This window comes from Proteiniborus sp. MB09-C3, from assembly GCF_030263895.1.
Classification (GTDB): Bacteria; Bacillota; Clostridia; order Tissierellales; family Proteiniboraceae; genus Proteiniborus.
Map to the genome: position 1 here is coordinate 3,790,933 of NZ_CP127161.1, position 25,955 is coordinate 3,816,887.

20 protein-coding genes are annotated in these 25,955 nt (G+C 32.9%); 2 read left to right on the top strand and 18 right to left on the bottom strand.

Annotation, left to right across the window (positions count from 1 at the left end):
• The first annotated feature begins 295 nt into the window (after positions 1 to 295).
• Both QO263_RS18545 and yyaC read left to right on the top strand, forming a co-directional pair.
• Positions 296 to 3,112, top strand: a complete 2,817-nt coding sequence (locus QO263_RS18545) for a phosphodiester glycosidase family protein (RefSeq protein WP_285624755.1) — start codon at positions 296 to 298, stop codon at positions 3,110 to 3,112.
• Positions 3,113 to 3,414: 302 nt separating this feature from the next.
• A complete protein-coding gene (gene yyaC / locus QO263_RS18550) occupies positions 3,415 to 3,951 on the top strand; it encodes a spore protease YyaC (protein ID WP_285624757.1) in 537 nt (178 codons plus the stop codon).
• A gap of 113 nt (positions 3,952 to 4,064) precedes the next feature.
• On the opposite strand, the gene QO263_RS18555 is transcribed toward yyaC, so the two are convergent.
• From QO263_RS18555 to QO263_RS18640, 18 genes are all read right to left on the bottom strand, one after another.
• Positions 4,065 to 5,459: an S-layer homology domain-containing protein gene (locus QO263_RS18555; RefSeq protein WP_285624759.1), complete on the bottom strand. Its 1,395-nt coding sequence runs from the start codon at positions 5,457 to 5,459 to the stop codon at positions 4,065 to 4,067.
• A gap of 221 nt (positions 5,460 to 5,680) precedes the next feature.
• A complete protein-coding gene (locus QO263_RS18560; protein WP_285624762.1) occupies positions 5,681 to 7,492 on the bottom strand; it encodes a phospho-sugar mutase in 1,812 nt (603 codons plus the stop codon).
• A 178-nt stretch (positions 7,493 to 7,670) separates the two neighbouring features.
• A complete protein-coding gene (locus QO263_RS18565) occupies positions 7,671 to 8,672 on the bottom strand; it encodes an LCP family protein (RefSeq protein ID WP_285624765.1) in 1,002 nt (333 codons plus the stop codon).
• 82 nt (positions 8,673 to 8,754) lie between these two features.
• Positions 8,755 to 10,290, bottom strand: coding sequence for a murein biosynthesis integral membrane protein MurJ (gene murJ, locus QO263_RS18570; RefSeq protein WP_285624767.1), 1,536 nt, complete (start codon positions 10,288 to 10,290; stop codon positions 8,755 to 8,757).
• A gap of 9 nt (positions 10,291 to 10,299) precedes the next feature.
• Positions 10,300 to 11,049 (bottom strand): carbohydrate deacetylase, encoded by a 750-nt coding sequence (locus QO263_RS18575; protein ID WP_285624769.1) that lies wholly within the window; start codon positions 11,047 to 11,049, stop codon positions 10,300 to 10,302.
• Positions 11,050 to 11,199: 150 nt separating this feature from the next.
• Positions 11,200 to 12,384 carry an O-antigen ligase family protein gene (locus QO263_RS18580; protein WP_285624771.1) on the bottom strand — a complete coding sequence of 395 codons (1,185 nt, stop codon included), beginning with the start codon at positions 12,382 to 12,384 and terminating at the stop codon, positions 11,200 to 11,202.
• 32 nt (positions 12,385 to 12,416) lie between these two features.
• Positions 12,417 to 13,205 carry a glycosyltransferase family A protein gene (locus tag QO263_RS18585; RefSeq protein ID WP_285624773.1) on the bottom strand — a complete coding sequence of 263 codons (789 nt, stop codon included), beginning with the start codon at positions 13,203 to 13,205 and terminating at the stop codon, positions 12,417 to 12,419.
• Positions 13,195 to 14,256 carry a phosphoenolpyruvate carboxykinase (ATP) gene (locus QO263_RS18590; RefSeq protein ID WP_285624775.1) on the bottom strand — a complete coding sequence of 354 codons (1,062 nt, stop codon included), beginning with the start codon at positions 14,254 to 14,256 and terminating at the stop codon, positions 13,195 to 13,197. The genes QO263_RS18585 and QO263_RS18590 overlap by 11 nt, the downstream gene beginning before the upstream one ends.
• Position 14,257: 1 nt before the next feature.
• Entirely contained in the window at positions 14,258 to 15,493 is a 1,236-nt protein-coding gene (locus QO263_RS18595) for a glycosyltransferase family 4 protein (RefSeq protein ID WP_285624777.1), read from the bottom strand.
• Between the two features lie 4 nt (positions 15,494 to 15,497).
• Positions 15,498 to 16,691, bottom strand: coding sequence for a LegC family aminotransferase (locus tag QO263_RS18600; protein WP_285624780.1), 1,194 nt, complete (start codon positions 16,689 to 16,691; stop codon positions 15,498 to 15,500).
• Between the two features lie 75 nt (positions 16,692 to 16,766).
• A complete protein-coding gene (locus QO263_RS18605) occupies positions 16,767 to 17,384 on the bottom strand; it encodes a sugar transferase (protein WP_502928726.1) in 618 nt (205 codons plus the stop codon).
• 3 nt (positions 17,385 to 17,387) lie between these two features.
• A complete protein-coding gene (locus tag QO263_RS18610) occupies positions 17,388 to 18,389 on the bottom strand; it encodes a lipid II:glycine glycyltransferase FemX (RefSeq protein WP_285624785.1) in 1,002 nt (333 codons plus the stop codon).
• Between the two features lie 137 nt (positions 18,390 to 18,526).
• Positions 18,527 to 19,858 (bottom strand): tyrosine-protein kinase domain-containing protein, encoded by a 1,332-nt coding sequence (locus QO263_RS18615; protein ID WP_285624787.1) that lies wholly within the window; start codon positions 19,856 to 19,858, stop codon positions 18,527 to 18,529.
• Positions 19,859 to 20,013: 155 nt separating this feature from the next.
• The gene (locus tag QO263_RS18620; RefSeq protein WP_285624791.1) at positions 20,014 to 21,252 is read right to left on the bottom strand and encodes an amidohydrolase family protein; all 1,239 of its coding nucleotides are present in this window, start codon (positions 21,250 to 21,252) and stop codon (positions 20,014 to 20,016) included.
• A gap of 153 nt (positions 21,253 to 21,405) precedes the next feature.
• Positions 21,406 to 22,194 carry an IclR family transcriptional regulator gene (locus tag QO263_RS18625; protein ID WP_285624794.1) on the bottom strand — a complete coding sequence of 263 codons (789 nt, stop codon included), beginning with the start codon at positions 22,192 to 22,194 and terminating at the stop codon, positions 21,406 to 21,408.
• A gap of 131 nt (positions 22,195 to 22,325) precedes the next feature.
• Positions 22,326 to 23,111 carry a tyrosine-protein phosphatase gene (locus tag QO263_RS18630; RefSeq protein ID WP_285624795.1) on the bottom strand — a complete coding sequence of 262 codons (786 nt, stop codon included), beginning with the start codon at positions 23,109 to 23,111 and terminating at the stop codon, positions 22,326 to 22,328.
• Between the two features lie 125 nt (positions 23,112 to 23,236).
• Positions 23,237 to 24,118 carry a UTP--glucose-1-phosphate uridylyltransferase GalU gene (gene galU / locus QO263_RS18635; protein WP_285624797.1) on the bottom strand — a complete coding sequence of 294 codons (882 nt, stop codon included), beginning with the start codon at positions 24,116 to 24,118 and terminating at the stop codon, positions 23,237 to 23,239.
• A gap of 193 nt (positions 24,119 to 24,311) precedes the next feature.
• Positions 24,312 to 25,925: an S-layer homology domain-containing protein gene (locus QO263_RS18640; RefSeq protein ID WP_285624800.1), complete on the bottom strand. Its 1,614-nt coding sequence runs from the start codon at positions 25,923 to 25,925 to the stop codon at positions 24,312 to 24,314.
• Positions 25,926 to 25,955 lie beyond the last annotated feature (30 nt).

Below are 25,955 nucleotides of genomic sequence, written 5' to 3' on the forward strand. Positions count from 1 at the left end.
CCTTTCATATCTAATATTTTATATTTAATATTAATGGAACATGCTTTTATCTATTCTTTTACTTTTCGGGCACATATGGTTTAAATGTATAAAATTACTAGGTTACATAATTGTAATTATATTGTAATCAAATTATAATCTAATCTCAGCTTTAATGCTATATAATTATAGATGACGACGGAAGAAATATAGGAAATATGGAACTTTTTCGTCGAAATTACTGTCAAACCTATTAGTTTTCCTCACAAAAATCGAGATGTAAAAACAAAAAACAAAAGAGAGGTGTATACACAATATGAACAGATACATAAGAAATTTCGTAGTAGGGGTTTCCTCTGCCGCCATAATTTTTTGCAGTTTTACTCCAAGCTTTGCAAGTAAGCCCTTCATAATACATGAAGAAAAGATGTCAGAAAACATATCAAGTGGTGTAATACACGAGACAATTAAGCAGTTCAATGCTAATGGCTGGTGGAACATAAATGTGCTTAGAATAAATCTTGATGACCAATACACAGATATTAAGACATTATTCAGTAAGGATGGTATTTCTAAAAGAGATACTATCACAAATATGATGAAATCATCTAATGTAGTAGGGGCTATAAATGGAGATTACTTTTCCACAGTACATAATTCATACCCAGAGGGTGTAGTTATTGATGGTGGAATAATGGTGTCATCTCCTTATGATACATGGAATCAAGGACTTCCTGTATTTGCAGTGGATAATTATAAGAACCCTTCCATATCCTTCTGGGATTGGAGCATAAAAGTAATAGCTCAAAACGGAGCGGCTTTAAATGTAAAAGCAATGAACAAAGAAAGTAAATTACACGAGGATATCATAATATACGATAAAAATTGGAATAGTCAATCCTTAGGGAACAAGGTATTCAATGATCTTATAGAAGTAGTAGTAGTTAACGATTATGTGTCTGAAATAAGAGTAGGTCAACCTCCTATTTCTTTCCCTCAGGATGGATATATTATAACTGGAAGAGGAAGTGTTGCAAATCAGCTATCAAATAACTTTCATGTTGGAGAAAGAGTATCTTTAGAATATCATACATCACCTGATTATAACAGCATAGTTGCTGCAATTGGTGGTGGAAGTCCTCTGTTAAAGGATGGGGCCAGAACTCCTTTTAAGATAAATATTCAAGGGGATCATCCTAGAACAGCCATTGGAATAACTAGAGATAAAAGAGAGATTATAATGGCTACAATTGACGGTAGAGATACATCATACAAGGGAGTTAGTCAGGAAACAATGGCAGATATAATGCTGACTCTAGGTGCCTATGATGCAATTAATCTTGACGGAGGCGGCTCTACAACTATGGCTATTAAGCCTGCTGGTACTGATGATCCTGTAATTGTAAACCGTCCTTCTGAAGGAAGTCAGAGAAAAGTGACAAATGGAATCGGCGTAACTAGTACTGCTCCTCAAGGTGACCTAAGCTATATTAAGGTCTATACTGATGACAGTAAAATGTTTGTTAATACTACCAGAAAGTTTTATATAAAGGGCTTCGATGAATTTCATAATCCAGTAGATGTAGATGATGAAAGTGTTCAATTCTTTATAGATGGGATAAATGGCAAATTTAATGGAAATGTTCTTACAGCAAATAGCTCGGGTGAAGGAACAGTAAAAGCCTTTTATAACAATACACATGCAGAAATGAAAATCAAGGTATTAGGCGATGTAAAAGAGCTTCAATTAGAAACAGATAAGTTTGGTATAGATGCATCTAGTCAGAAAAGCCTTGGAAAAATATATGGAAAGAACAGCCAAGGACATGTAGCACTTATAGAGTCAAATGATATAGCTTGGGAATCAATAGGTAACGTAGGCTATGTGCAGGATGGTATATTCTACAGTGCAGATAAGCCAGCTGCTGGTGCGCTTGTAGCTAGATTAGGAAGTGCAGTAGAAAGCACATTGGTTTCCGTAGGATTTGAGGAAATCATGATAAATGATTTCGAAGGTCTAGGTGGTATTAGCTTCTTGTCATATCCAAATGTGGTTACAGGCAGTATTGAGCAAAGCTCTGACAGCAAGGTTGGACTTGGCTCTGTAAAACTTAGATATGATTTTACAGGCTCTGATGAAACTAGAGCAGCGTATATAGCTTTTGGTGAAAAAGGGGTACAGCTTAGCAAAAACCCAGAAAAAATAGGCATGTGGGTATATGGCAATGAAAATAACAGCTGGATAAGAGGACAAATGTCTGATGCCAATGGAAAAGCTATTAAGCTTGATTTTGCTACTAATGTGGATTGGAAGGGCTGGAAGTTCGTCACTGCTAATATTCCTTCTGATGCCGCATATCCAGTAACATTAGAGAGAATTTATGTAACAGAAATAAATCCTATGAATAAATACTCAGGCGAGTTGCTTTTTGATGGTTTAAAAGCAATGTATCCGAAAAACTTTGATGTAGTTAATCTTCCTTCCTCTACATCAGTAAAGGATGAAAAACAGAAAACTGTTGATACAGTAGAAAGTGGATTTAAGTTTATAATGGGCTTTGGAATAGATAAATTAGATAATCTATATAAACAGCAGATTGCAAAGCAAATTACTAATCGCTTATCTAATAGTAAATATGGATTTTTTATGGGACAAATTGATGAAAGTCTGAAAAAAGGAACTAATGCAAAAATAGTAGAGGTCTCAACTGGGTATTTACCAATTAGAGATGGTGATATATTATTCATCAGAGCTGATAGCTCAAAGGGTGGCTTGAGAGCATCAAATCCTGAGCAATGGATAGGGTTAAAAAATGATCTGTCTATAGCTACTCAAAATAATATAATAATCGCTATGTCAAAACCTGTATTTGGCAGCAATGGATTTACAGATAAGCTTGAGGCAAAGCTGCTTCATGATACATTAGTGCAATATGCAGAAAAAGGCAAGAATATATGGGTAGTATCTAACGGAGGTAAAAACGAAGTAGACTTAAGAGATGGTGTTAGATATATAGAATTGTCCAAGCCAAATCTAAATACCACAAGTACTACATTTGATTTAAGACTATTAGAATTTTCATATAATAATGGCGAGTTAACATATGACTTTGTGCCAGTATTCAAAAAGTAGGGGATAATCTCCCCTACTTTGCTTTCTCCACATCTTATGTTTGTATCTAATTTGTCGTAAATATCTATATTGCTTTCATTTATCCTCATACTAGTAATTAATCCTACAGTTACAATTGTAAGTATGACAATTAATCCCATATATAACATCCTTTTCTTTGCCATCAATCATCTCTCCTTTTAGTAGTTATTATTCGTCTTTTTATGCTGTTTATTCATGAAAATATATACAAGCTTTTTAGAATAATTTAGCCATCTTCTAAATATATATTTATATCCACTAAAGCATAAGGAGGGCGGCAAATGAAAAATTTAAGAGTATTAACTACTCATGTTGAAGAGAAATATAAAGCTGCAAGGGAAATCAGCAATTATTTAAGTACATATTTTGAAGCTTACCCAAGACATGATGACATAATAATTGTAGGTATTGGAACGGACAAGTGTATAGGTGATTGCTTGGGTCCCCTTGTGGGAACTATTTTAAAGAAAAGAGATTTCATTTCCCCAGTATATGGAACCTTGAAAAGGCCATTGCACGCTCTTAATTTAAAGGATAGGGTATTGAGTATAAAGTCCAGACATCCTGATGCTTTTATAATTGCAATAGATGCATGCTTAGGAGAAGATGATAGTGTAGGAACTATACAGATAAGAAGTGGTCCCATAGATCCAGGTAAGGGTGTAGGAAAAAATCTTCCATCAGTAGGTGATTTATCAATAATAGGAATAGTTGAAAAGCTAGGCAATGATAATAATTCTTCACTTCATAACATAAGGCTTTCATTTATATTTGAAATGGCAGAGATAATTGCAGAAGGGATTATGATGGGTCTGTGATAATTGAGATTTGAGAATTAATTATGAATAAAAATTGTCATCCTGAGCGTAGCGAATGGTCTTAAATATAGATTCTTCACTACGTTCAGAATGACAACACCTATAGTTTTCTTCTATTCTAATATATTTAACAAATCAAATATTAGCTTACACGCTTCTCCTCTAGTTAAGCAATCCTTTGGTCTAAATTTACCATTTGAGCCATTCATTATTCCCATTATTTGAAGGTTTTTTATGGCATTAAGTGCTTCATCAGAGATTTCGCTAATATCTGAATAGTCTAACTGAAAATCTAGATTATCATCATAGCCTATGGCTCTGCTAATAATAATTGCTGCCTCTTCCCTTGCTATGTATTCATCAGGTTTAAATTCGTTGGTTTCTTCATATCCTGTTATAATATTTGCCTCCGTTATTGCTATTACATGCTCAACTGCCCAGTTGTCTATATCGCAAGCATCTGCATACTCTAAGTCATTATCCTCTGGCTTAAGCTGCAAGGCACGGGATAGCATTACTGATATTTCCTGTCTGGTTATTTTATCATTTGGGTTAAAATTGCTTCCATCTCCACTGACTATATTCATATCATGAAGACTTATAATATAACTTTTTGACCAAGTCCTAGATATGTCTAAGAAAGGATATATACTTCCAGTTTTAGATATCCAATTTCCAACAAGCCAGCCCTCTTTATTTATTTCCTTAGCCTTAACCTTATACCAAAAATAACCGTTATTTAGTACTGGTCCTTCTAATACCTGAAACTCCATTAAATTAGTTACTTCCACAATATCTGAACCATTAGGCGTTTCCTTTAGGTTCATAATATGTCTGCCATCAAGCCTTACAATATCTCCTTCAGTATAAGTCAATATATCGCCATAGTGAAGGTCCTTTGGTGTATCAAATTTAGAGCTTTTACTTGGAAGTCCCTGCTTAGGCAGTAGTTTATTATCTATTGGAGTTATTTTTTGTCCATATTCCTTTTCTGCTATGGAATATATCAAATTCTGATAGGTCTGTTTTTTCAATCCCGTGTTTGGATTATTAGATTTACTCCAGCCATTGTATGCCCATATGGCAAAATACCAATTTTCTAATACATTTGGGTTCATGTCCCCTATTTGCGGAAGCTTCTCTAAAGCAGTATCCCATTTTCTAAGAAGCACATCTGCTCCTGCTTCTATATTGTAGTCAATATCGTACTTTAATTTCTCATTATCAAACCAGCCATATTTATTATGTACTTGCATGAGTCCTACGCTGCCTCCTCTACTTACAAAGGCAGAGCCATCATTGTTAAATTGCTTAAACACGCTTTCAACTCTGGCTATGGACTTTAGTATGACTGAAGGTATGCCTCTTTTTCTAGCTACCTCTTCAATCTTTTTTTCTAGTTCTGCCCTAGGTGGATTTGAAGGCTTTGTGCTTGCGCCTACACTTTTATAAGAAAACATAAGCAGTATTATCGTACACAGGACAGAAATAAAAATCCTTCTTAACATAACTACACCCCATTCTCATTATTCAAAGGCCAAGAATATAGATTAGTAATTTTTGCTAGTAAAGTTTTTTAATATTCATATTATATACTATAAAAATTTTTTTGTAAAATGTAACAGTTGGGACATGTTTTTTGTTATTATAAAGAGAAGTATTCTACATTTAACTTCAAGGATAAAAATAACTCCAGCAGATTTTTTAACTAGTCTACTGGAGTTTTTCTCTAATATATTCTATTTACTTTTTCCTTTACTTCCTTTTCTATGGCTTTAAGCTTATTATATGCAGCATCATAGCTTTTTCCATTAGCTGACATGTAGACCTTTAGCTTTGGCTCTGTGCCAGAAGGTCTTAAGGCATACCATGAATTGTCTTCAAATATAAACTTGATTACATTTTCTTTAGGAAGACCTAATATAGATTCTTCACTGCGTTCAGAATGACAAACATGTGTAGAAGGTGAATTATCACATAGTTTACTGCTTCCAGCCATATAATCATTTACTCTCCAGATTTTTAAATCTGCTATTTCTTTAGGAAAGTCTTTTCTAAAGCCATCCATTATAGAATCAATTTTTCTTTTTCCTTCTATCCCTTCAAGATTTATTGAGAACAATTCTTCTATATAGTATCCAAATCTTTCATATAGCTGGAGCAATGCCTGATGTAAATTAAGTTCCTTTGTTTTATAATAGGCAGCCATTTCACATATTAGCATCGAAGCAATTACTGCGTCTTTTTCTCTTACAAAAGTGCCTGTCAAATATCCAAAGCTTTCCTCGTATCCAAACTGAAAGCTGTATTCTCCCGATTGTTCAAATTTTTTTATCTTTTCTCCTATATACTTAAATCCCGTAAGAGTATCTATGGTTTCCACTCCATAATGATTAGCTATGACTCTTCCCAGTTCACTTGTTACTATAGTCTTTATAATAACTGAATTTAAAGGAATGTCTTTTCTGCTAGACAGTATATAGTCTAGAAGCAATGCACCTGTTTGGTTTCCATTTAAGACAATGTATTCTCCTTTGTCATCCTTTACAACTACTCCTACCCTATCACAGTCAGGGTCTGTCCCTAATATAATGTCACCCTTTACCTTTTCTCCTAGTTCTATTGCCAGCTTAAATGCCTTAGGATCTTCAGGATTAGGATAGCTTACTGTGGAAAAATTTGAATCTGGCAGCTCCTGCTCCTTTACAACATAGACATTTTTATACCCAAGCTCCTCCAATACTCTTCTAACAGGAATGTTTCCCGTTCCATGAAGTGGAGTATATACAATATTTATATTTTTATCAATATCATCTCTTAGGCTAAGAGTCTTCACATTCTCTATATAAATATCATCTATTTCTTTTCCAATAATAGCTATAAGCTCTTTATTAAAGGCTTCTTGCTCATTCATAGTCTTTACATCTGAGAAATCCTTTATGTCTTTTACTCTTGCTATGACTTTGTCAGCTACATCAGGTACCATTTGGCCTCCATCAGCACCATATGCCTTGTATCCATTGTATTCAGCAGGATTGTGACTAGCTGTGATAACTATCCCAGCATTGGCCTGTAGATGTCTAACTGCAAAGGAAAGCTCAGGAGTTGGTCTTAGGCTTTCAAAAAGATATGCTTTTATTCCATTTGCAGCTAATACTAATGCAGAGGTCTTAGCAAACTCTCTAGATTTGTGCCTAGAATCATAGGCTATAACACAGCTTTTGTCATCCTGAGCATCGCGAAGGGTCTTAAAATTTTTCACTTCGTTCAGAATGACATCATCGTTGCCTTTAACTAAATCTCCATTGCCTAGAATAAACTCAGCTAGTCCTTGTGTAGCCTTAGATACTGTGTATTTGTTCATTCTATTCGTTCCTGCACCTATTTTACCTCTTAAACCGCCTGTTCCAAATTCTAAATCCTTGTAAAATCTATCTTCAATTTCTGCAATATTATCTTTAATCCCTAGCAACTCTTTTTTAGCTTCACCATCAATATCCGGGCTCTTTAGCCATAAATTATATTTATCCATGAAATCCATAGTAGCTTCTCCTTTTTCTCATGTTATCTGTAGTATATTATACTATATTAAGAAAAAAAAGGCTACCAAGTATGACAGGCAAGCCCTATTGTATTACATATTTCTGTATAATTGCAGCTTAAGCGTTTTGGGTTTTATGTATTTTTTCATTTATACTCTCATAGCCAGGGCTCCCCCTCTAAAAATGTTCATTTATAATGCTTTCCATGTGTGCCCTATCAATGTCTAAATAATATATTCCATTTATTTTTATTCCTTTTCCCTTCAATGTAAAAGTCTCAATGGTATCTGAATCTAAGGCTTTGAGCAATAAAGCAAGGGCTCCTATTTGATCAAGCTTAAGGTCAGTAAATATTTTGTCCTTCATTTTCAAATATAGAGGAATCACATCAGACAGCTTACCATTTTCTTTAATCTGATTAAACAGTGCCATCATAAACTTATGCTGCTGACTTATTCTAGCAAAATCTCCTGCAGGCACATCTCTATTTCTTATATAGATGAGAGCCTGATCCCCATTTAGCTTCTGCTCTCCCTTCTTTAAGACCTCTTCTCCAAGGTCCATGTCTCTTTCTACATCTATAGTTACTCCTCCTATTGTGTCTACAATGCTTTTCACAGAATCCATATCAACAGTAATATAATAATGAACATCGATCCCTAGTAAGCCCTCTACTGCTTCTACTGCATACTGATTCCCTTTTTTCTTAGGACCTCCGCCAAAGGCCATAGCATGATTTATTTTGTCCTTGTTTTTATTACCTGGAATGTCTGTATAGCTATCTCTCGGAATAGATAACATCTTTACTTTTGTTGTATCAATGTTTACCGAGACTACAATAATTGAATCGCTGCGATATCCTTTTTTTCTTGATTCACGTTCTTCACTGCTATCTACTCCTAGGAGAAGTAGATTGATTACATTTTTGTTAAAGGAAAGTTCCTCTAGCTTTTCCTTCTGTTGTTCTTCTCCTTGTTCTTTTTGTTCTTCCAGCTCAATTTGCCTTTGAGCATATTTTCGCTCATGATTATACAGGTCTTCCGGCTTCTTCAAATCCTTCTCAAAGGCTTTATGAGGATTGGTCAAATTACTAATTTTTTGGAATCCTATAATACCTGCTATTAATAAGATACTAGCTGTACAAATCATAATTATGCATAGTGTTTTTTTCTTATTCATTGCTTAACACCCTCAGAATGTATACATTTTAAATATTCTTATTCTATACTTTGACCAGCTTAATTTTTTTCTGAATCTAATCTTAAAAGTTTGCCTTTTTATTTTCTATTTTAAGCTTTTCCTTAAAACGGTTTACTATAATATTCATTTCTTCAATCCTCATAAAGCAAATAATAGTAAAGTATAGGACAGCCCCTATGCCAACGGAGCTTATTAGTGCCAAATTAGCACTAAGAGATTTAAGTAGAACAATATAGATTACTTTAGCTATAGCCCCCATAATCAAGGAAGCTAATATGGTTTTTAAAAAAGAAGCAGCAATACTTTTCAAGCCAAATGCTCCTAGCTTCTTTCTAAAGCTTATAAACAATAACACTGTACAGAATATAGCTGATATACTAGTAGCCAATGCAAGCCCAGCTATTCCCATAAACCTCGAAAGAATAATATTTAGAAATATGTTCATAGTCATGGCAACTGTAGCATTGATCATAGGTGTTTTGGTATCCTGCATAGAATAAAATGCTCTTGAAAGAATATCTCTAAAACCAATGCCTATAATACCAATTGAGTAAAAAAATAAGGCGCTTGATGTCATGTGTATGGCCTTTAAATCAAAAGCTCCTCTGCCAAATAGAAGTCCAACCACTGGCTCTGCAAATATCATAGAGCCAACTGTAGCAGGTATTACTAATAATCCTATTATATTTATGGCTTCAGATATTGTTCTTTTTAGTTCCTTAGTATTATTTTCAACAGCCATTTTTGATATCATAGGATACATAGCAATAGATATTGAGGTTACAAATATACCCTGAATAAACTCAACAAGCCTATTGGAATAATTTAAGGCTGAAATTCCCCCTACTGCTATACTTGATGCAATAGTTCTGTCTACCAGCACATTGATTTGATCTACAGAACCCCCTATTATGACAGGAAATATTAAATATATCATTTGAATAACATGTTTATCTTTCATATTTGTTATCAGCTTATATCTATAACCTTTCTTATAGACAAAGGGAAGTAAAAATAATAATTGAGAAGCATTCGCTACTACTACACCTATGGGCAATACCATAATACTTATATTGAAGCTTAAAAAAATTGATATGATAATAGCTAAGTTCAGTGGAAACCCAACCAATGCTGGTATTATGTAATTTCCCTTTAGCTGAAGAAATCCATTGAAAATATATATAAGGCTGGTAAAATATATGCCAAATAAACTTATTCTTGTAAACCGCACTGCCAAGGCTAAAGTTTCCCCCTTAAATCCCGAGGCAAATAAACGGACTATTTCCTTTGTAAATAATAACCCAAAGACAACTATTACTGTACATATAATAATTAGAATATTGACAATATTATTTGTATACCTATTTCCTTCCTCTTCTCCGTACTCCTGTTCTATTCTACAATACATGGGTATATATCCTGTAGATACGGCTATACCAATAAATGCAAATATGACCATAGGTATGGATAGTGATATTAAGTAGGCATCGCTAATATTTGAAGCGCCATAAATATAAGACAAAATAATATCTCTAGTAAAACCAAATATTTTTGATAATATTGTAATTAACATTAAAAGAATGGCTGTTTTTTTCATTTTATTTTCCTATAAATAACTAACAATATTTATTTTTGATGTAAAGGCTTTAATATCCTCTATTAAAGACTGGAGCTTTTCTCCAGTACTCAAGTCAAGTAAATTACCATCTTTATCAAATGCAGGATGCACCATTATCTCTATGCTATATAATTCTGGTTTGCTAATTGTCATCACATCCTCTGCCGAACCAAAATACCTTATATCTGAAAGTCTATTTGCACGTAAAACTGAATTGTAAATAATCTTATAAAGCTTTTTTAGCCCTTTAATCCCATTGCCACAATTTCTAGTCAATCGAACTGAGCTAATTTCATTTTTATGAGCAATTCTTATGGTTTCCCTAAAGATAGCCCATTCTGTATGGTAATGATGATGTGAATCAATATGGGTAGGAATAACTCCTCTAGACATTAGCTTGTCAATTTGTGCTTGAAATTCTTCATAAACTGCGCCTCGTTCTTCTCTATTCAAGTAAAAAATAGTCTTTCTTTCTCCATTGAACATCCCATTATCATCACAAAATTTGTGGCATTGTGTCATTCTTTCTGTAAGAGGATAGCCATCAACTAGATTTAGATGAATTCCTATTTTTCCATTAAGATTATATTCATTTATCAATTCACAGGCATTTTCAAATCCAGGCATATTTGTCATTATTGTAGCACTTGATGCCAAGTTTTCTTCAAAGGCTTGCGCTATGGCCTTGTTAATGATTTCTGAAATTCCAAAATCATCAGCATTGACTATTAATTTCATATTCTTCCCCCAACTTATATTTATATGGCATCTGATTACAATTTTAGCCACAGTCACGTCAGACTGTGTGAAAATTCACATTCTATACGTTTTTGTCATTCTGAACGCAGTGAAGAATCTGTATTTGAAGCTATTAAAGACCCATTCGCTCTACTCAGGGTAACAGTTTACACAGTCTGGCGTCTCCATATTAGATTCTACTTCTTTTAAATATAAGAATAGGATTAAAAGCAAAATCCAATATCCAGAAGCTAAATATCCGCCTTTTTGAAAATTCAATATAATGAATAACATGCCTATTTTAAAATTCTCAAACAATATTAAAAGGCTCATTAAACAAAATATTGTAAAGCTCACCAGCCCTAGATCAGATAGTATGTATGCATAAACATTATAGATTTCTGGAGTATTCCCTATTCCATTACCCATAAGAATATTGCCCTTGTTTATATAATCCCAGCTTCCAAAAACTCGTGCTTTAGCCGACCCATCTCCTCCGCTTAAAGCCTCTGTGGTTCTTTCAATTAAGGTTTTTTCAATAGTTCCCCAAAAGGCAAATATCAATATTGCTAGAATTAAGATTCCCACTATATATTTCTGGCCTACTATTAGCTTACTTACTCTCTCAATATTCCAGTAGTACATGATTTTCATTAAAAGCAATACTAATACTGAGCTATATGAAAATGTCAGTAGCACAGTGACAGTAATTAAAATATTTGATATTTTATTTATTTCATGCTTAGATTTGTTAAAATAATTTATTCCCAAAATAAAGTTCAGATAGAATCCTAGATGAGCCGGCTCAGAAAAAATACTTCTGGCTCTGACTGAGCTCATTTCATATCCTTTATAAATATAACTAGAAACATCCATTCTTGTGAACTTCCAAAAAAATTCATAAGGCAGAATCCCAGATGAATAAATAGCTAGTGATATATATATTCCAATAATGCACATTAGAGCAGCAGTGATATTTAATACCTTAATAAACTCTAGCTCTAATTTTTTGCTTCTTATGTAATTGTATAAACTAATAATGATTATTAAATAATATGAAACTTTTAGTATACTTATTAACCCTTCATCTATTAAAAATACAGGATTAAAAAACAAATTAGCAATTACATTTATAAAGACTATGGATAATGTACAAAAAAAGATGAGAGCTTGTTTTGTTTTTATAGAAAGCTGTCCCCTTATAAGTATTATCATAAAACCTAAAAACAACAGTATGTCTCCAAATGTAAAGGGGCTTATTGTCCAATCAGTTACTGTAAAGGCAAGGCTTACAATAATTAGAGTTAATTTATCAATCAATGGACATTTATTCATGCTTCAATCCTCATTTCTAATAAAAAGCATTGTTATTGAGTTCTATAATGCTTTAATCCTCTCCACATGTATTTCAAAGCCTCTCTAAAAGATAATTCATTTTTATACATAGAGTGCTTCCTTACTGCAAATTGAAGAATTAAAACCCAGGATAATTTTCTAGAAAGAGCTCCAAAGAGAGCACCTCTATCAAAGAAATATTTTTCATTGAAGCCTGTAAACCATGTTGAATCCCTGTTTTGATGTATTTCTGCAATTTTAGATGTATCACCATATATTTTGACCCCATTTTTTAGACAATCAGCAATAAACAAGCTATCCTCTCCACTGCTATATCTTGCTCCTCCTCCAAATAAGAGAGAAAAAAAGATATTTGATTTCAATATCTTTTCTCTTTTGAAAGCAATGTTAATTGTTCCGAATTTAAAATAATTATAAAATCTTATGCGACCTGACTTTTTTACCTTTAATCTATATTTGCTTTTATCAGTGTTTGGAGCATTAAACATTATCATATCTGCTTTTGGATTTTTCTCAAATCCTTTAATAATAAGCTCTTCATAATTACCTACGTAAACAATATCATCATCTGCCATTACACATACATCAGCATCTGACCTCATTAAAGCATTATTTCTGCTTTTTCCTACTCCACGTTCATCAAATGAATACATTCTAATATATCTGTTGTCCTCTTTCCTTTCAATATAGCTGTTAGTATCACACTGATTTATAATAATGGCATTTCCCTTGATGTTCATTTTATCAGCTATTGAGAGATCCCCCTGATGCATAGTGGAAACTAATACTTCAATCTTCATATTGAATCTCTCCTTCACCAAATATTGAGCTAATAATCTTCCAATAATCTAAAGCACTCTGAGCATAAATCCTATATACATCAGAATTATTTATCATTTTATTTATAATACTCTTCTCTATATCAAACATTCTATCTATTGATAAATCAGGATTAAAATAATTTAGCACTAACATGGCAGGAGATCTGTGATAATTAAATTCATATTTACTTAAGTTAATAATGTTATTTAATACTCCTTCCTTACTCACTAAGACTTCATTATCTCCTTTGCCTAAAACTACTATATTAGAGATTGCTGCCTTAGCTAAAACACGCTCTGCACTAAAATACTCCATTATTGATTTAGATTCTGACGAAAAAAGCTGTAGTGCTGGTATTTTATTACTCAGTGCATAAGTCAGTCTATCAAGCTTTGATTCCTTATTATGATTATAATATCTAAATGTACTGGTCCAAGGGGCTCCATAGATATTCTCTCCATCTGTTAATCCAATGTCCTCTGCTATAAATTGTATTCCTTCCATTTCACATAGCTTAATAGCAGTTAAGGTTTTTCCAGCATTGGGAGGAGCAAAGATTACTACGGTTTTACCTTTAATGTTTACAGCTGAACAATGCACCGTACTGTATCCATTTACCAGCAAAAGCCCTGATACTAAATCTGTTAATATGTATCCTAGTGAATGTAAATTCATAAATCTATACTTTATGTACTTAAAATAATTTTTGCTGACTATTACATTCAGTTGATTATTATTTTCTACTTCAATTGAATATCTTAGCTTAGAGCTTAAGAGAAAGCTTCTATCATAATAAATCTTGTTTTCATTTTTCCTAGCAAAGAAATGACTATATTTATCATAATCACTTATATCCATTGCTTTATCAAAAACGTCCTTAGTCTTCCTTATATCTAAAGTCACCTTTATTCTACATCTGTTAAATTCAGCCTCAGTTGACTCAGGAGCTACTTTACCATAAACCCATTTGAATTTGTTTGCATTAGTTTTAACTCCAAGAAGTCCATCTACATACACATAGTAATTCATATCACACCTCACATGATTGATTGTCTTTAGCACTTATTTCTTTAACTAAATCTACTATGGCATTATAGCTTACTTTCCTGTCAAAGCACTTCTCTGCAAGCAATCGTGAATTCCGTGAATATTTTTTCATTGTTTCTTTGCAGCTTATCATCTTTAAAATAGAATCCCTCAATGAATTGATGTCTTCAGGAACATAATTGATACCTATTTCCTTATTATTTATTAAATCTAAAACTTCTTTTTCTTGACATGAATTTAGAATAGGAAGTCCAGATGATACATAATCGCTTAACTTATTTGTTATTGTCTGCTTTGCACTTCCTCTTATAGCATTTAGTGCAATATCAGATTTTTTCAAAATGTGAATCATTTTTTCGTATTTGATAAACCCATAAAAATACACATTTTTGTCATATACACCTAATTCCCTTGCTAATTTGATTAGCCTTATATCATCAGGACCAGTGCCTAAAATATTTAATTTAATATTTTTGCATTTCTTTAGCTGAGCAAAGGCTTTAATAGCAGTATCTATATCATAGCTATGGCTTAATGTCCCTATATAAGTAACCCAAATGTCTTGTTCATTTTTATTAATTTTCTCTTCCTTAGAAAGAACAGCATCAAACTTTTCAAGCTCTGCCCCAATATAGACTGGTATGAATACCTTACACCTAGTTCCTTTTACATTTGCCCTCTCTGCATATGTTTTAGACACACCAATTACGCCATCTGCCATTTTATAAATCCTATTAGCAAGCTTAGTAAAAGGCCACATTAGTAATTTTACTAAAAGCTTTTCCGTATCAATAGCTGATGATATGGATTCTGGCCATGTGTCCTGTATATCTATAATGAAAGGTATTTTGTTTTTTCTGGCATATCTACCCACAGCATGTGCAGCACTCATCGTAGGATATGCTGAGTATATTACATCTGGCTTTGGCATTCTTTTTATAAGCTTTTTTATATTACATGCAAATTCTATATGACTAATGATTCTTTTCATTGAAACATTTTTTTTATATCCAGCTTCATGTATTATTTCTACTCTATAAGGATATTCCTTAGAAACTTGAATATCTATATGCTGTTTTTTCATATGACTAAAATCATTAGTAAAAAGAATAACTTCCATGCCTTCAATATTTAATCTATTAGCTAAATATTGAAATCTGTCCCTCACTCCCACTATGTCTATATCAGCAAATGGTGCTACTATCCATATCCTTTTCATATGGCTAATCTCCTCGCATAACAGTTTTTTTATTGCCTTTTAAAGCTTCAATAACTACTTCAATATCTTCTACCTCAAGATTAGTGCTGCATGGTATATTTATAAGGTTTTCTTCAAAAATAAGAGCTTTTTCTATTCTATAGCTTTCATTATCCAAATAAGGCTTCTGTTTGTGTATCAATCTCCATAAAGGCCTAGTCTGAATATTACTGTCAATTAGCCTTCGTAATAATTCATCCCTATCTATACCATACCTTTCTTTGTCTACCATGACTGAATAAAACCAGTGATTTGCCCTTGTATCTTCTCTAAAATGCAATAATGTCAATCCTTCTATTCCTTCTATCTCTTCCTTATATAAATTGTAATTTCTAATCTTTGTCTCAACAAAGCCCTCTAGTCTATCTATCTGAGCAGACCCATAGGCTGCTTGAATGTTAGTCATACGGTAGTTATAGCCTATGTCATCATGTATGAAATGCAGCGAATCTGTTTTAGCCTGAACACTTAAAAATTCTATTTCATCCAGCAGCTCCTGATGATTGGATACTACCATTCCTCCGCCACCTGTAGTGATTATCTTATTAGCATTAAAGGAATACACCCCAATGTCTCCAATGGTGCCACAATGTTTTCCTGCATATTTCCCCTCTAGATAATAGGAACCTAATGCTTCAGCAGAATCTTCAATTATCCTCAGGTTATATTTTTCTTTAATGGTCATCAACTTTTCCATATCCACTGGGTTGCCAAATACATGAACTAAAATTATAGCCTTTATCTGTTTACCTGTTTTCTTATTGACTACTTTTCCATCTGCATAAGTACACTGATTTTCTAAAAATTCTTCTAGCTTGTTCATATCCATATTCAAGGTATCGTCGCAATCCATAAATATTGGCTCTGCATTTAAGTATTTTACTGGATTTACTGTTGCTATAAATGTAAGAGTAGGCACTATAACTTCATCTCCCTCCCCAATGTCTAATACTCTTAATGCCAGATGAAGGCCTGCAGTGCCACTTTGACAAGATACTGCTCTTTTCACACCAACATATTCTGCAAGCTTTTCTTCAAATTCCTTTATAAATCTCCCACCAGTTGATACCCAACCAGTCTCTATTGTTTCTTTTATATTATCCAATATATCCATCGATAAATTTGGAACTGATAGTGGTATCATTCTAGAATCTCTCATAGGTCACCCCTTTAATTATTTAGAATATAGGCAATCAATAGTTGTTTCAGCTTCATAACCGATAAGCTGCCGTATCTACAGTACTTTAGAACCAGTAAACTCCTCCATAGTATAATCATCATTTTGATTAATATCTTTTCTTATAAAAACCTTATATATAGTTAACCAAAGTATCTTTAAATCCAATATCAAGCTAACGTTATCCACATACCATACATCATATTCAAATTTCTGTTCCCAAGTAAGCTTATTCCTGCCATTTACTTGAGCCCAGCCTGAAATACCCGGCATTACTTCATGCCTTCTCATTTGCCGTGGCGAATAGTATTCCAGATATCCAACTAATAGTGGTCTGGGACCTATGAAGCTCATTTCTCCACGTAAAATATTAAATAGCTGTGGAAGCTCATCTATACTCGTTCTTCTTAAGAATGATCCAACTTTTGTAATTCTCTCTATATCATTGAGTGCTCTGCTATCGTAAGTCTCAGTCCTCATGGTTCTAAATTTATAAATCCTGAATATTCTCCCATGCTTACCTGGTCTCTTTTGGGTAAATAGAATAGGACCATTTGATTCAAGCTTTACTGCCATAGCCGCAATTATCATAATGGGTGATGTAACTATCAACAATATAAGTGCAAAAATAAAATCTAATATTCTTTTAGTAATTATATAAGTCTTCACTGGTATCACCTACCTAATAACTGGTGAACGGTACAAAGGAAAATAACTTCCATTCAATTTACCTAATTGCATATGCTTCTCTACTAACCTGTCATATGTCTTTTGGTTTCGTATTTTTTTCCCTAAATAAAAATCAATCTCTCCATTTTCATTTAAAGTCTTCTTAAATCTAAGCAAGCTATCATCAGGTCCGCTATATCCTCCACCTAAGTGAAACTTCTTATAGCCATTTTTACAGCCCCACCTAGCTACTTCAAAAAATAAAATATTATTAGGTGACATTGAATAGTACTCTGGGTCTGTAGCACCTAAATGGTAGTGAATATATTCATCTCCAATTAGAATTAACATACTGGAAATTGTCTTTCCGTCATAAATCGCATTAAATATTTTAGAAGAATTATTCTCCTCATTTATTAGCTTGTAAAAATATGATTTGTCGAAATAATACATAGAATCAGCTGAATTTTTATCCATTGTTTTATAATATAATTCAATAAATTTAGAAATGCTTTTATCAGATGTGTCTTCTTCTACATTTATATTGTTTTTTTTAGCTTTTCGAATCCTATTTCGAGAGGTTAATTTCATATTGTCCCAAATTGCTTCCTCGCTAGTTAAATCAATATATATTGTCTTTCTATTTAAAGAAATATCATATACACTGTCAAAATAAATATGATTCTTCACCAATGGATGGAATCTAATAAACTCCGAAACTATGTTGTTTTCTTTACAATAATCTTCAAAGTCCTTATTAAAATCTGCAGTCAATTTATCTAAGGATTGTTCTTTGTAATTTATAATAATAGGTCCACCATATCCATAAGGTGTTGTTATATCATATAACTCCTCATTAAAGCTATCAGTACTAATTTCCCTTTTTAAAAACATATACGATATTTCACCGTCTTTTGAACAATATGTGTATTTTTCTAAAACATTTTTGTCCTTTTCCTCGTATAATCTTCCATAACTTTCTTTAAAGTATATGTCTAGCTTGCTCCTCAAAAAAAACTCCCCTTCTTAAATCAACTAGCCAAATATGATATGCCTAAAATACATTAGCTGCTTTTTTATAATACCTACATTTTGTTAACTAGTCTGACTGCTCACTTCACCATTTTTGTAATATTATAAAATAGTAGCTACAGATAATGATAATTGTAATATTTGCCCTTTTTTAAGGGTATTTTGTTCATCACAACACCTAGTATATTTCCATTTACTATTTGAATTAACTTTTTAGTGTCTATTGCTAAATTAATGATAGATTGACCTACAGCGCTAACTATCATGACACCGTCACATTTAGCAGATAGCACGGTAGCATCTGTCACTAATCCCACTGGCGGAGCATCTAATAAGACCATATCATAGTCATCTTTTACACTTTCTAAAAAATCCTTCATTTTTTTTGAGCCTAGAAGCTCTGCAGGATTTGGAGGAATAGGTCCTGAGGCCAGTATGTCTAAACCACCTATCCCTGTAGATATCAAAGCAGCCTTATAATCAAGATTTTCTGAGAGGATATTAGTAATGCCATCAGAATTAGATATTCCAAAAATCTCATGTATTCTTGGCTTCCTAAGGTCTGTATCTATTAAAAGTATTTTTTTATCTGTCTGTGCCACTGTAATAGCTAGATTAGAAATAATTGTACTCTTACCTTCATTAGAGCTAGAACTGGTAATTACTATGCTTTTAATATTTTCATCAACGTTTGAAAATTGAATGTTTGTTCTAAGTGTCCTGTAAGCCTCTGATACAGGAGATTTAGGAGTACTATTTGCAATTAGCTCTTGCTTTGAACTTATGGGTATCATCCCAATAACAGGAAGCTCAAGATATTTTTCAACATCTGCTGCGGTTTTTATGGTGTTATCAATATAATCTAAAAAAGTTACCACCGTTATACTAATGATAAAACCAAGTGCTCCAGCTATTGCCATATTTAAAATAGGTCTAGGCCTTACAGGTTTTATAGGTACTTCTGCTTTGTCTATAATTTGGATATTTTCTATTTTCATAATATTAGCTATATTTTTCTTAAAAACTTCGGCAATTTCATTTACAATTCTTGCAGCAAGCTCAGGACTTTTATCATCTACAACTATTTTTATAATTCCAGTATCTTTAACTAATGAAACATTCGTTTTTTTTCCAAGTTGATCTGTACTAAGGTTTAATCCTAAATTTTCAATGACTTCATTAGATACTAATTTACTTTTCATTATCTCTCCATATGTGGATGCAAGCTTTTGATTTACAAGTAAGTCATCATACTGTATAACCCCATCTGATATAACACCCATATTCTGCTTGCCCAGCATAAGTGTAGTAAAGGTCTCGTATTCAGGAACTAAAACAAAATAGCTAACTAAGCCACTGGCGGCTAAAAACAATATAGTTATAAGTATAATAATCCACAACCTTTTCCAAATAATATAGAAGTATTCTTTTAGCTTGATTTCTTCCATGAACAGTACCTCCACTCTTAATTTCATTAGGTTAAAAAATATAATAAATAACTAATCCATACACTAGTTTATTAGGCTCTGAGAAAAAATATATTTTGTCCAAAAAATAAAAAAATGACAGAGAAGCTATCTCTGTCAATATCAATCAATAAATCTTATTTAAAATATAGCTCTTTCTGACTTTCACTTTTTGCAATAATTCTTCCACCCTTTATTACATACAATCTTGTAGGCTGTAGTCTTATAGCATCATTAGTAGTAAAGGCATCCAGTATAACTATATCTGCATCCTTGCCTTCTTCTAAGCCGTAGCTTTGAAGTCTTAAAATCTTTGCCGCATCATAGGTTATCATATCAAATACTTTTTCAATTTCATGAGGAAGGCTCATTTGAGCAGCATGTGCTGTAATTAAAGCAATTTGAAGCATATCAGCACTGCCAAATGGATAGAAGGTATCCTTTACACAATCTTGACCAAAGCTTACATTTACACCTGCTTCTAATAATTCTTTAACTCTAGTAATTCCACGTCTAATAGGCTGTTTATCATTTCTTCCCTGTAGCATCAAGTTAGTTACTGGATTTGTTATCACATGAATTCCAGCATTTTTTACTTTATCAATTACATATTTTGCATAATGATCATCATAGGCTGCAAGAGCACAAGTATGCCCTGCTGTAACTCTGCCTTGCCATCCCCTTTTAATAGTTTCATCGGCTAGCATTTCTAATGTTCTATAAAATGGGTCATCAGTTTCGTCAACATGCATGTCCACATCAGCATCATACTTTTCTGCTATATCAAAGCATAACTCTATATGCCTTTTGCTATCCTCAGGTGTATTCTCATTGGCAGGCATACCTCCAACAATATCCGCTCCCATCTCCATTGCTTCCCACATAAGCTTGTCACATCCAGGGTCCTTTATAATACCCTCTTGAGGAAAAGCTATTGTCTGTATATCCATTATGTCCTTATACTTGTCTTTCGCAGCTATTACACCTTCCAATGGCTTTAATCCGCCAATTGTATCTATATCTACATGAGTTCTCATACTTGTTGTACCATTTAAAGCTGCTCTCTTTATAACATCTCCAGCTCTATCTACTATATCCTCAATTGTATACTTAGATTTTTTATCCCAAATAATTTCTATAGCTTCCTTCAATGTACCAGTTTTGTTAGGTTTGACTACATCAACTATATTAACCTTATCCAAATGAATATGGGGGTCAATAAATGAAGGCACAGTAAGCTTACCCTCTGCATCTATTTCTTGCTCTGCTTTTTCAGATAAATTGTTAGCTAATGCTTTTATTTTCCCCTTTTCTATACCTATATCCCAAAGACCTTCCTTGCTTCTAAGCTTTGCATTTCTAATTATAAGATCCAATTATAATCTCTCCTTTTTCATATTGTGAAATATATATTTCATATTGTGATATCATTTTTTTCTATATTCTATAAATATGAGTAAAATCCTGCTTTTTAAAAAATATTTTTCAAATAAAAAAGCTCTATTGCAAAAACAATAAAGCTTTTTGTCCTAATAGAATACTTCTCCCATTACCTCTGTAATCTGTTTAGAAGTAAGCATTAGTTCCTTGGATATAGATTTGATTTTTTCTTCATCTACTCTTGTACTAGGAGCAATAGTAGATATGGCACATATAACTCTTCCACTATGATCAAAGACTGGCACTCCTACTGCAGTAATCATTTGCTCATATTCATCATTTTCTATGGTATAACCTCTCTCTCTCGATATAGATAGGTCTTTTAAAAGACTTTCCGGATCCATTAATGTATTGGGAAGATACTGTTTAAACTTTACTTTAGCTATTAGTTTTTTCAATTCCTCTTCTTTGATATAGCTTAAAAATACCTTTCCTGCTGCTGTACATGTAAGTGGAATTCTTCTTCCTATCATAAGAAATGCTCTAAGGGTATGCTGTGATTCGCAGCCTGTAATACATATAGCCTCATTTCCATCTCTAATAAATAGATTAGTTGTTTCACCAGTTCTTTTAACACATTCCTCTAGTATTGGTGTAACTCTATAGAAATATTTTTCTGGCTTTCTTCCACCTAGCCATGAAAAAAATATTTCTGGACCTATATCGTATTTCTTTGTAATTTGATTTTGACTTATAAAGCTTTCTTCCATCAAGGTTCTCAGCAAACGGTGAGCAGTACTGACATTGTATCCTAAATCCTTTTCTATGTCTGTAAGAGATACTTCACTATCTGAATCTATAATATATTTAAGTATTTTCAAGCTTTTTTGCACAGATTTAATCAATCCACTACTAGCATTATCATTTTTTCTCTCCATATAGTTGCACTCCCTTCGTAAATATTAACGTTTTTAATTGCATCTCTATAATCGTATAACATTACTATTATCATAATTCTTTAACAGGAGTCAATCAACATGAAATTTTTTAAACGTTTCACTATAAATTATTACCCTATAAACCTTTTGAGAAGTTTTTTTACACCTTTTTCTGGTTTATATAGCTTTGGTTCGTCAGTTTCTATATCAGTTCCCGTGATTACTGCCTCAGGATTAATCTCAGTAATCTTTAAAGTTTTTTCTCCGCCTATTAAGTCATTTAATATATCTAATACTTCATTAATTCTATAATACCTTTTACTCGGTTTATGAGCATCTGTTCCAACAAAATGAATCATATCATGCTTAAGGAGCACTTCAGCTGTATTCTTTACACTTTCTCCATACATACCTAGTAAACTTGGTAAATTAAGCTGTGCTAGAGCACCTTTTGATATAAGGGTATGCAAAATATTTGGATTCTCAATTATTTTAGTATTTCTTTCAGGATGGGCTATGATAGGAGTTATCCCTTTCAACTTGAGGTTATATATCATTGTCTCTATATAAATAGGTATATCATGCATAGGCAATTCAATTAGCATATAGTTTGAGCTGTTAAGAGTAGCTATTAAACCTTTCTCTAAAAGCTTCAAGGCATCACAAGTGGAGTATACCTCGCAGCCAAGATATATTTTCATATCAATATTTCTTTTTTCAAGCTCAGAGTTTAATTTTTCTAAAGCTTCTCTATTGTAGCTAGAATCCTTATAACCTACTCCTTCAATATAATGAGGTGTAGCAAATATAACCTCTATACCATTCTCTTTTGCCATTATAGCCATATTTATAGCTTCTTCCATGCTATTTGCACCGTCATCAATTTCAGGGAGTATATGACAATGGATATCATACATTCAATCAACCCCTTCCACTAAAATATATTATCACTTATTTTGAAATATTTACTGAGTTGAACATCAATCTGGACTTATTAATTAAAAAGCTCCTTTAAAGAATTAATCCTTTAAAAGAGCCTTTGCTAATTTGTGTTTTTTTCCTTTTCTACTATCTTAAATAAATAATCTAAAAACTCATCTCGTAAATCTTCACGTCTCAAGGCATACTCTATAGTAGCCTCTAAGAAACCCTGCTTATCTCCTACATCATATCTTCTTCCTTCAAAGCTATATGCATACATGGCTTCTCTTTGAGCTAATTCTTTTAAAGCATCAGTTAGCTGAATTTCTCCACCCTTTCCAGGCTCAGTATGCTCTAGTATTTCAAATATGGCAGGATTAATAATATACCTTCCAAGTATGGCCACATTAGAAGGAGCATCTTCTACATCGGGCTTCTCCACTAATCCCTTTACCTTATATACTCTACCCTCTATGTGTTTTCCATTAACTATGCCATACTTGCTTACATCTTCTCTAGCTACTTCCTGTACTCCAAGAATAGTTGTCTTGTACTCATCATAAGCTTCTATCATTTGCTTTAGACAAGGTTTATCCGCATAAACTATATCATCGCCTAACAGAACAGCAAAGGGTTCATTTCCTATAAAGCTTTTAGCACAATGTATTGCATGACCTAACCCCTTTGGTTCCTTTTGTCTTATGTAGTGAATATTCACCATATCGGAAATCTTTCTTACCTCTTCTAATAGCTCATTCTTACCTTTTTTCTCTAACTCAAGCTCTAATTCTACAGATTTATCAAAATGGTCCTCTATACTTTTCTTATTTCTGCCTGTTATAATTAATATTTCTTCAATACCAGATTCTACAGCCTCTTCAATAATATATTGCAGAGTTGGCTTATCTACAATTGGAAGCATCTCCTTCGGCTGTGCCTTAGTCGCAGGTAAAAATCTAGTTCCCAGACCTGCTGCCGGGATGATAGCTTTACGAACTTTCATAGTATTATCTTACCCTTTCTATTTTAATTTATATTATTTAATATAAGTAACATTAGTATTATAAATAATAACTTTATCTAATCTATAATTCAACAAAAACTATTTTTTCCCTTCCATGTATTTCACAAGAAAAAGGGATTCAACTATTTAAGACTAAGTCTTGTAGCTGAACCCTTCAAATTTTTAGTAGTTATTATAATCTATCTAATAAATCTAACATTCTGTATATTATTACTGCCGCTTGAGCTCTTGTAGCCTTTTCTTGTGGCCCAAAAGTTCCATTCCCTAATCCTTTAACTAATTCTTTGCTCGCTGATATTTCAACTGCTTCCTTTGCCCATTCTGATATTTCTCCATAGTCTGTAAAGCTTGGTGCCCCACTTGTATAGCTTTCATTTGGTTTTATATATTTTAGTGCTCTCACTATAATCGCAGCCATCTGTTCTCTAGTTATTTGACCATTTGGATCGAATTTTCCATCATGACCCGTTACTATCCCTAAGCTTGCCGCTGTTTCCACTGACTCTTTGTACCAAGCTCCTGCTTTCACATCGCTAAAACTTACTATTTTGCCTTCGGGTTTTAGTTTCAATCCTTCCACTATAAGTTTTGTAAATGCTGCCCTTGTTATATTATCATTTGGAGCATAGTTTTTATCATCTACACCATTTATTATATGCCTTGCTGCTAGTATCTCTATTTGCTTTTGTGCCCAAACTACATTACTTACATCATTGAAGGTTTTTCTATATTCTATTACTGCAATTTTACCTAATTTATCTATAGCAACTTTTATTTCTCCCTCTTTTACTACTTTACCCCCGATGTATTCCCATACTTTTGCGACTTCATTAAAATAGTATACACCAAGCTTTTGTGGCTCCGTTACCTTGCTTATATCATATTTAATGGTCAGTGTAAGTGGCATATCCAGTCTTTTTGAGGACTTAACGTCGAATATATCTGATAATAGTTGATATTCTGCTGAAGATAAGTAGCTAACTATTTCTTCAGCTTCTTTTTCATCTAATATCTCTACTATTAGAGATGTTTTTAAATCTCCCTCAACTACTATTAATCCAAGCTCTATAGGTGATTTTTCTTTTTTCTCCTCCTTTGGTTTTAATGGTGCAGGATCATCATAATCTGGTGGACTTGACTGCTTTATCACTTTCATTTTAAAAGTAGCTGACAGTTCTCCTACTTTGGCTGTAATTATTACTTCTCCTTTTCCTTTTCCTGTTACAAGTCCGTTACTGTCTACTGCTGCTACCGAAGCATTTGAACTTGACCACTGAACGTCTTCTAAATCCTCCTTAGTAGCATCTGAGCCATCACTCATTTTACCTTTTAAACCTAACTGTATCTTCTCATTTACCTTTATCTCGGTTTTACTTCCTGTTATAGTTATACTTTCTAGAATAATGGTAGAGATTTCTTTTTTTATTTTGAAAGAAGCTATTTTTTCTACACCATAGCTTTTTAGCTTAATATAGTAAGTCCCATTCTCAATAGACTTTACCATCCTAAATCTAACATTAAATTTGCCTTGGCTATCAGTGGTATATTGGTCAACATCATATATAGATTTGCCATCTTCATTTTCGACTGCCATGGTTATCAAAGCGTTAGGAGCTGGGACTCCATTATTATATACAGTACCAGTACCCGCAACATATTCATCTATATTATAGTCAGTTTTATTTAAACTAAAGTCCATAGTATATATGCTTTCCCCAAAGGCTGGTAATCCATTTACTGCAATCAAAGCAATAACTAATAAACAAATTAATATTTTCTTTGACAATTTTTCCTCCTCCTATCTTATTTAAATGGT

Coding starts and splice junctions, on each gene's coding strand:
- QO263_RS18545 (WP_285624755.1), top strand. CDS start 296: ATGAACAGATACATAAGAAATTTCGTAGTAGGGGTTTCCTCTGCCGCC.
- yyaC (WP_285624757.1), top strand. CDS start 3,415: ATGAAAAATTTAAGAGTATTAACTACTCATGTTGAAGAGAAATATAAA.
- QO263_RS18555 (WP_285624759.1), bottom strand. CDS start 5,459: ATGTTAAGAAGGATTTTTATTTCTGTCCTGTGTACGATAATACTGCTT.
- QO263_RS18560 (WP_285624762.1), bottom strand. CDS start 7,492: ATGGATTTCATGGATAAATATAATTTATGGCTAAAGAGCCCGGATATT.
- QO263_RS18565 (WP_285624765.1), bottom strand. CDS start 8,672: ATGAATAAGAAAAAAACACTATGCATAATTATGATTTGTACAGCTAGT.
- murJ (WP_285624767.1), bottom strand. CDS start 10,290: ATGAAAAAAACAGCCATTCTTTTAATGTTAATTACAATATTATCAAAA.
- QO263_RS18575 (WP_285624769.1), bottom strand. CDS start 11,049: ATGAAATTAATAGTCAATGCTGATGATTTTGGAATTTCAGAAATCATT.
- QO263_RS18580 (WP_285624771.1), bottom strand. CDS start 12,384: ATGAATAAATGTCCATTGATTGATAAATTAACTCTAATTATTGTAAGC.
- QO263_RS18585 (WP_285624773.1), bottom strand. CDS start 13,205: ATGAAGATTGAAGTATTAGTTTCCACTATGCATCAGGGGGATCTCTCA.
- QO263_RS18590 (WP_285624775.1), bottom strand. CDS start 14,256: ATGAATTACTATGTGTATGTAGATGGACTTCTTGGAGTTAAAACTAAT.
- QO263_RS18595 (WP_285624777.1), bottom strand. CDS start 15,493: ATGAAAAGGATATGGATAGTAGCACCATTTGCTGATATAGACATAGTG.
- QO263_RS18600 (WP_285624780.1), bottom strand. CDS start 16,691: ATGAGAGATTCTAGAATGATACCACTATCAGTTCCAAATTTATCGATG.
- QO263_RS18615 (WP_285624787.1), bottom strand. CDS start 19,858: ATGGAAGAAATCAAGCTAAAAGAATACTTCTATATTATTTGGAAAAGG.
- QO263_RS18625 (WP_285624794.1), bottom strand. CDS start 22,194: ATGGAGAGAAAAAATGATAATGCTAGTAGTGGATTGATTAAATCTGTG.
- QO263_RS18630 (WP_285624795.1), bottom strand. CDS start 23,111: ATGTATGATATCCATTGTCATATACTCCCTGAAATTGATGACGGTGCA.
- galU (WP_285624797.1), bottom strand. CDS start 24,118: ATGAAAGTTCGTAAAGCTATCATCCCGGCAGCAGGTCTGGGAACTAGA.